We start from the raw sequence: 7196 nt of genomic DNA, 5'->3' as shown, positions 1-7196 counted from the left end.
AATTCTTAAAGAACCGCCGTGTACCAGACCGGTACGCACGGTGGTGTGAGAGGTCGGGAAAATTTAATTAATTTTCCCTCCTACTCGATTATTAAATTATTAAATTTAATTGTTTGTAATTTTAAAAGGATTTCATAAATTTTTGCAGAAGATATATCAAGTTACCTTATTTATTTTAAATTTATTAAACTATTATTTTCATTTGATTTTTTAGAAACATAGATATTTTTAATATTATATAAAAATAATTATTAAGGTGGAGGAATTTTCATGAAAGGTATACTGTATTATTTTAGTGGTACTGGAAATACCAAATGGATTGCAGATAAATTCAAAAATGCTTTTAATAAAAATGAAATTTATATTGATTTGGTTAATATAGAAAATGCAGAAGAGATAGAAATTAAAAATTATGATTTTCTAATAATAGGAACTTCTATATATGCTGGATTACAACCGAAGATAGTAGATTCTTTTATTGAAAAATTACCAAATGGAGATTTTATGAAAGTCATGGTATATTCTACTCAGGCAGCTAAAAGTGCATCTGCTGTAGCTATACTTAAGAAAAATTTAGAAAAGAAAGGATATAAAGTTTATTCACAATCTATGTTTCAAATGAGTAATAATTATTACTTTGCAGTGGGAAAGAAAACAGATAAATCTACTTTTAAAATTATTATAGATAAAGCTGAACAGGAAGTAAATGAAACTGTTAAAGATTTTATAGAAAATAGGGAAAGGAGAATTCATTTAAATTCTTTAAGAGTATCTATAGCTAAGTTTGTAGGAAAGAATTTCAATAAAATATTGCCTAAGATGTCTAAAAATTTAACATCAACAGAGGAATGCATAAAATGTGGGTTATGTTTAAGAAATTGCCCAAAGGGAAATATAACTTTTGAAAATGGGCATGCTGTTTTTCATAGTAAGTGTATTTTATGTATGAGATGTATACATATATGTCCAATAAATGTTATAAGATATAAGGGGGAAAAAATAGATCAAACTCAAAAAAATATGATAAAAAGTCTTATTTTAAAATAGATAAATATATGAGGTGAGGAGAATGGCTGTAGGAGGAGACAATTGCAAATATTGTCCTGAATTTTTAAATAAAGTTTGTGACGGAAAAGCAGATAATTGTATGTGTAGAAGGTGTCCTAGAAGTTTAGGAAAATGTTTAACAACAAGATACTGTACGGAAACAGAATCAGTATTAGATTAAATTATTAATTTATTTTAATTAGCATATTTCAAAATTGTATTTTGGAATATGCTGATTTTTTTTCAAATTTTTAAATTTGAAGAATTATTTTTTAAAATTCAGGAAAGAATAATTTTAAAGTTATTATTTAAGATTTATTTAGAGAAGTCAGTGGCAAATAACTAAAAAATTTAATGGTTGGTCAAATATATCTATGAAAGGAGTTGAAAACCGTTAAATATCACCTATAGAAATAATGGTGGATGCATATACTGTGTAAATCTACAGGAATTTAAGCTCTTGGAGTGTTGGATTAAATAGTATTAGTTGATTGTGAAACTGGACACTATGAAGAGGAAAGCAAATAAATTTATATAAGTTTGAAAAACGGTGGTATATAAAACGGTGGTATATATGCGCTTGGAAGAATTAAAAATGGTAGTTGCTGAGAATTGTGAAGGATATGAGCCTATAGCATCTGTGTTTGTCTCTGATATAGGAAGTAATATAACTGACAGTTGTGAGAACTGTGAAAATTTTGTTAAAGGAAAATGCATAAAAAATTTATTTGATCCTATTAAGGAAAGAATATATAGAAATTAAGGAGATGATATTTATGGGAAATGCCTATGAGATGATGGCAGTAGCAGAAAATTGTCCAGGATATATGCCAATATACGATGGGTTTCAATCTTCAACAGTAGTACCACAGAACAAAAGTTGTAGAAATTGTCTTAATTTCGAAAAGGGCATATGTACAATAAACTATTATGATAAGGTTGTTTCAAGCCTTGACCAAACGTAATAATTTTTTAAGACAGCTAATAAAGTGCTGTCTTTTTTTGTATTTATATAAAATTTAAAATAGAAATTAATGGTTTAAATATACAAGTATAAACAAATAATATGTGATATAATTTATTATAGCATAAATTATATTTTAATTAGTTTATGTCATATTAAGTAATTAATTAATATATAATATTTATTATAGATATTATTATCTTAAAAATAACAGAATAAATAAGGAGATAAAGTTTTAAATTTATTACAATGGGTTTAAGTGTACGAAAAATGAGATAAATCTATTTGTAATAGAGATAAGACTTATAATATTTGCTCAGGGTTAATTTTGCGGAAAATAAAAAGTTTAAAGGAATAAGATAACTCTGATAAAAGTAAATTTTATACTCCTTAATAATTCTGTTTATATTAGATAATCCCATTCTTTTTAATTTATTAACATTATATACTAGATTAATAAATCTGGACGCATACGTATAGTGCTAATGTTAAAGTAATGGGAAAATAAGAAGGCAATTTGTATTTTAAAAAGTACAAATTGCCTTCAACTTATTTTTCAATATAAACTACTATAGTATAGTCGGAATCTTTGTTATTAAGAACACTTAATATAATTTCTTTGATAGATTTTTTAGTGTTTATAAGAGCTTTATTTATCATATCAGATTCACTAAGCTTTTCTTTCATTCGTTCTTTTACTTTTTGTGTCATAATTTGATTTTCAGCAGGAGAAAGTGTTATTTCTCCAAATCTTAGAATACCCTTTTCCGTTTCGTAGCTAGTTTTTTCTTCGTTTATGGTTATTGATTTGATTTCTGGTTTAGGAACATTTATATATATAGTTTTTATGTTAGGTTGCATAGTTATATTTTCAGCTTTAATTTTTGATAAATCTACAGTATAGATTCCTTTACCATTAAAATTTATATAAGTTATTTTTTTAAATACGGCGAAATTGCCCCAGCTATCATCAAGTACAACTTTATCGGATAGTTCTGCTTCCATAATAATTAATTCTTTCTTTTCATGTATTTTATTTATTATAGCTTCACTAGTAATAGATTTTCTAGACATTTTTTCTATACTTTTAGTCATTCCAGGTAGAGAATTTATTTTTGGATTGACTAAAAATTTATAGCATATAGAAAAGCCTAAGATTATGGAAATCAATATTATAAATAAAGTTCTTTTTTTAAAAAATTTAACCATTAATTTTATTAATCAAATCATAGAGATTTGATTATACCCCCATTCCTGTTAAGTTACCAATTGTTTAAAAAATCATATAATGCAGGATAAACATTAAGTTTAGACATAAGAGACATATATTCATCCATAGCTTTACTACTGTCATCACCAGTTTTTATAGCTCTAATCATTAAATTTTTAGGGGTTTCAAGAGGAGAAATATATTCTACTACTGAAACATCATATCCTTTAGCTTCTAACATTAATGACCTCATACCATCAGTTAGTATATCAGCCATTTTCGTTTTAAATATACCATGTTTAAGTATACTGTTAAATGGTTCATATGAATACTGATTTAATAATTCTCTATGACAACATGGTACGGCAATAATTACATCTGAATTCAATCTAATTCCTAAGGCTAAGGCCATATCTGTAGCGGTATCACAAGCGTGGAGTGAAATAATTACATGTATTTTTTTATTAGGAAGATAATTTTTAATATCTACAGCTTTAAATTCCATATTTCTATAGTTAAGGTTTTCTGCCATTTTTTTAGAAGATGATATTACACTTTCAGATATATCTAAGCCTATAAAGTTACATCTCCTTTTTTTTACTTCAGTAAGATAATAATTAAGTACGAAAGTAAGATAGGATTTTCCACAACCACAATCTAATATATTTATTGTTTCATTCATAGGTAATTTATCTAATATTCCTTCTAATAATTCTACATAATGATCTATTTGATTATATTTTCGTATTTTATCATTTTTAATTTTACCTTCTTCTGTCATTATGCCTATTTCTTTTAGTAATTTGTTTGCCTCACCAACTTTTATATAATAATCTCTATTAAGTAAAGTTGAAGTTTTAGCAGTGGAATTAATAATTTTGTTTTCAGCTTCTTCTTTAACATCTATATTTTTCATATTGACTTTTTTATTTGAACCCTGGATTAATATATATGTACCTCTTTCTTTATAAAGTATTTCAACTGAATCATAATTTTCTGCTTCTTTACATATTAGTTTTATTAAATCTTTCACATCTAATTTTTGAGTTAGTCCATTAAAATTAAAAGCCAAGTTGTTATTATCTAATACAGCAATACCTTTAAAGTTTTTAAGGCCAGTTGTATATTTAACAACAATCTCTATAAATATGTCTTTGTTTTCAATAAATCTATTTTCTAATCCCATTAGGAATAAGTTTAATTTAGATATATTCTGTTTATTCATTTTAAGCACCTTTTCTTTCTTAAATTATATATTTTAGTGAATTACACTAATATAATATTATTATAAATAAATTTAATATAAATATAAAGAAATATAATATCAATATGTTTTTCATTAACAATATAGCTTATGATATAATATTACGTGGTATATATAAATAGTTTTGGAGTGAGGTCATGAATAAAAAAAGCAATATTATAGCTATAATTTTAATATTTATAACCATGATGTTATCAGCAGCTTGTGAAAGTACAAGAGGTATTTTTGTTCCAACCTTTGAAAAAGAATTTGGAGTAAGTGATAATCAGATAGCATATATTTTTACAGCTAGTTCAATAGCATACATATTATTTACTTATATAGGAGGAATATTATGTGAAAAATTAGGGCAAAAAAAGGTTTTTATTATAGGTTTTATATCAATACTTATATCTTTTATAGTTCTATATTTTACATATAATTTTTCATTATTAATAATATCAATGTTTTTAATGAATATAGGTCTTTCATTAAATTCAATATCTATAAATACATTGGTTCCAATACTATTTATTAGTTTTCAAGCTTTACTTATGAATTTAACTCATTTCTGTTATGGGTTAGGAACAACTCTATCTCAAAGAATAACAGGAATACTTATATATAAAGGGATTGGTTGGAAAAGCATATATATATTTATAGCTTTAATATATTTGGTAGTTTTCATATTACTTATTTTTACGAAAGTACCAGAACCACATAAAGTAGAAAAAAAACAAGAATTTAAAAATTATATATTTAAAGATAAGTTATTTTATTATTATATGATGGCTTTAGGGTTTTATGTTTTTGCTGAGATAGGTACTCAAAATTGGTTTGTAAATTTTATGCATAAAACATATAGCTTTAATGAAAGAGAAGGCTCTTTTTATCTTGCTTTATTTTTTGCTATATTTTCAGTTGGAAGGTTAATAGGAGGATTTATAGTTGAAAAGATAGGGTATATAAAATCAGTATTTATGTCATTGATTATAGCATTTGCCTTATATATAACGGGGTTAGGTATTGGTATAAATGGAATGATTATTATATCTATATCAGGATTCTTTTTTTCTATAGCATTTCCTACAGTTGTATTAACAATTAGTAGAGTTTTTAAAAAGAATAGTGCATATATAACAGGTATAATAATAACTGTTTCATCTTCAATAAATATGATAATGAATCAGTTAATAGGAGAATTAAATTTAAGAATAGGTACATATAAAGCTTTTTATGTTATACCGATAAGTTTATTAATATCATTAATATTTGTATATCTTATATATAAGAATACAAAAGAAGTTTTATCCAACCGATACAATTAATAATAATGTTACTTTTTAAGTTGGACATAAACAATGCTACGACTCTGAATAAGTTATTCGATAAGAATTAATTGATCTTAATTTGACGATAGGAGAGATATTATGTTGGATCAAAAAGAAGTTAATATCCAATTAGCACAAGGTAGTGTAAACGAATATATTGTTAGGGATAATTTAGGTATTACCATAGGAAGAGTTTATATAATTGATCTATGTAAAGAAAATAAATATTGTTGTTTTAGGATAAGGTTTTATAAAAAAGGTGACGAAGGATATGAAAATTTAAAGATAACTTTGAACAAGCTTATAATAACTTTATTCAAAAATATGGATATTTTTAAAATAAATATATTAGCAGAAGAAGATGTGAATTTATCTTCTTTTACTGATTTAGGTTTTGAATTAGAAGGTATTATTTCAAATAGTATAATAAAAGATAATATTTATAGAGATGAGTTGTTGTTTGGAATAGATAAAGAAATATTTAGTAATAACATCATAAGAAAGATATCATTAAAAGGAAAAAATGTAGAGCTTAAAATATTGACACCAGAAAATGCAGAAGAAATACTACAATACTATATAAATAATAAACAACATTTAGAACCATTTGAACCAACAAGAGAGAATAATTTTTATACTTTATCTGTTCAAAAAAGAACTCTAATAGAAAACTATAAACAATTTTTAAATGGAATGTCAGTAAATTTTGGAATATATAAGAGTAATAAGTTTATTGGTAAAATACAATTATCTAATATAGTAATGGGGGTTTTTAGAAGCTGTTTTGTTGGATATTCTATTGATAAGGGGGAAGAAGGAAAGGGGTATATGAAAGAGGCATTATCTCTTAGTTTAGAATATGCTTTCAAAGAGTTAGATCTACATAGGGTAGAAGCATCTACTCTTGTTAATAATTTAAGGTCTCAAAATGTATTAAAGACTTGTGGGTTTCAAGAGATAGGATTAAATAAAAATTATCTATATATAAATGGGAAATGGAGAGATCACATTACTTTTTATAAAATTAGACAAAATTAGGGCATTATGTACAACTTAATCAAGCGTGTCCGTATAAGTATAATTAAGAAAATAAGAGAATGGTATAGTAATATGTAATTATTCTTATTAAATTGTAAATAGTAAATTTATTGTACATGATAATTATGATAGAATAACACATGTCGCTCAGGGATGCGATGACAAAATGCTGAAAGCTATAAAGCTTAAGGTAAAGAAGTCAACAAAAGATTTTAAAAAAATTTTAAAAAAATGTTGACAAGCTAAATTTTAAATGATATTATATAAAAGTCGCTTGAAGCGACATGGTCTTTGAAAATTAAACAGAGAATTAAGAAACCAGTCAATTCTTAACAGGAAACTGTTAAAAATAGCGATGAGCTA

Annotated in this window: 8 protein-coding genes; 6 read left to right on the top strand and 2 right to left on the bottom strand. The window is 24.8% G+C overall.

The features are described 5' to 3' along the window. Positions 1–270: 270 nt before the first annotated feature. The 4 genes from J2Z24_RS21040 to J2Z24_RS21025 all read left to right on the top strand — a co-directional run bounded on the left by J2Z24_RS21040 (position 271) and on the right by J2Z24_RS21025 (position 2012). On the top strand, positions 271–1047 hold the full coding sequence (locus J2Z24_RS21040; protein WP_111947609.1) for an EFR1 family ferrodoxin: 777 nt from the start codon (positions 271–273) through the stop codon (positions 1045–1047). A 22-nt stretch (positions 1048–1069) separates the two neighbouring features. Next, positions 1070–1228 (top strand): hypothetical protein, encoded by a 159-nt coding sequence (locus J2Z24_RS21035; RefSeq protein WP_035152457.1) that lies wholly within the window; start codon positions 1070–1072, stop codon positions 1226–1228. Between the two features lie 399 nt (positions 1229–1627). After that, the gene (locus J2Z24_RS21030) at positions 1628–1810 is read left to right on the top strand and encodes a hypothetical protein (protein ID WP_146750592.1); all 183 of its coding nucleotides are present in this window, start codon (positions 1628–1630) and stop codon (positions 1808–1810) included. A 13-nt stretch (positions 1811–1823) separates the two neighbouring features. Continuing rightward, on the top strand, positions 1824–2012 hold the full coding sequence (locus J2Z24_RS21025; RefSeq protein ID WP_035152460.1) for a hypothetical protein: 189 nt from the start codon (positions 1824–1826) through the stop codon (positions 2010–2012). A 548-nt stretch (positions 2013–2560) separates the two neighbouring features. Here J2Z24_RS21025 and J2Z24_RS21020 read toward each other — a convergent pair. Beyond that, complete coding sequence (locus tag J2Z24_RS21020; RefSeq protein ID WP_111947608.1) at positions 2561–3220, bottom strand: DUF4230 domain-containing protein; 660 nt, start codon at positions 3218–3220, stop codon at positions 2561–2563. A 53-nt stretch (positions 3221–3273) separates the two neighbouring features. After that, positions 3274–4446 (bottom strand): class I SAM-dependent methyltransferase, encoded by a 1173-nt coding sequence (locus tag J2Z24_RS21015; RefSeq protein WP_035152462.1) that lies wholly within the window; start codon positions 4444–4446, stop codon positions 3274–3276. 224 nt (positions 4447–4670) lie between these two features. On the opposite strand from J2Z24_RS21015, the gene J2Z24_RS21010 reads away from it, so the two are divergent. Continuing rightward, complete coding sequence (locus tag J2Z24_RS21010) at positions 4671–5792, top strand: MFS transporter (RefSeq protein ID WP_035152466.1); 1122 nt, start codon at positions 4671–4673, stop codon at positions 5790–5792. Positions 5793–5894: 102 nt separating this feature from the next. Next, complete coding sequence (locus J2Z24_RS21005) at positions 5895–6833, top strand: GNAT family N-acetyltransferase (RefSeq protein ID WP_035152464.1); 939 nt, start codon at positions 5895–5897, stop codon at positions 6831–6833. The last annotated feature ends 363 nt before the right edge of the window (positions 6834–7196 follow it).

The organism is Clostridium tetanomorphum (assembly GCF_017873215.1).
Classification (GTDB): Bacteria; Bacillota; Clostridia; order Clostridiales; family Clostridiaceae; genus Clostridium_AO; species Clostridium_AO tetanomorphum.
This window is presented reverse-complemented; position numbering and strand designations above follow the sequence as displayed.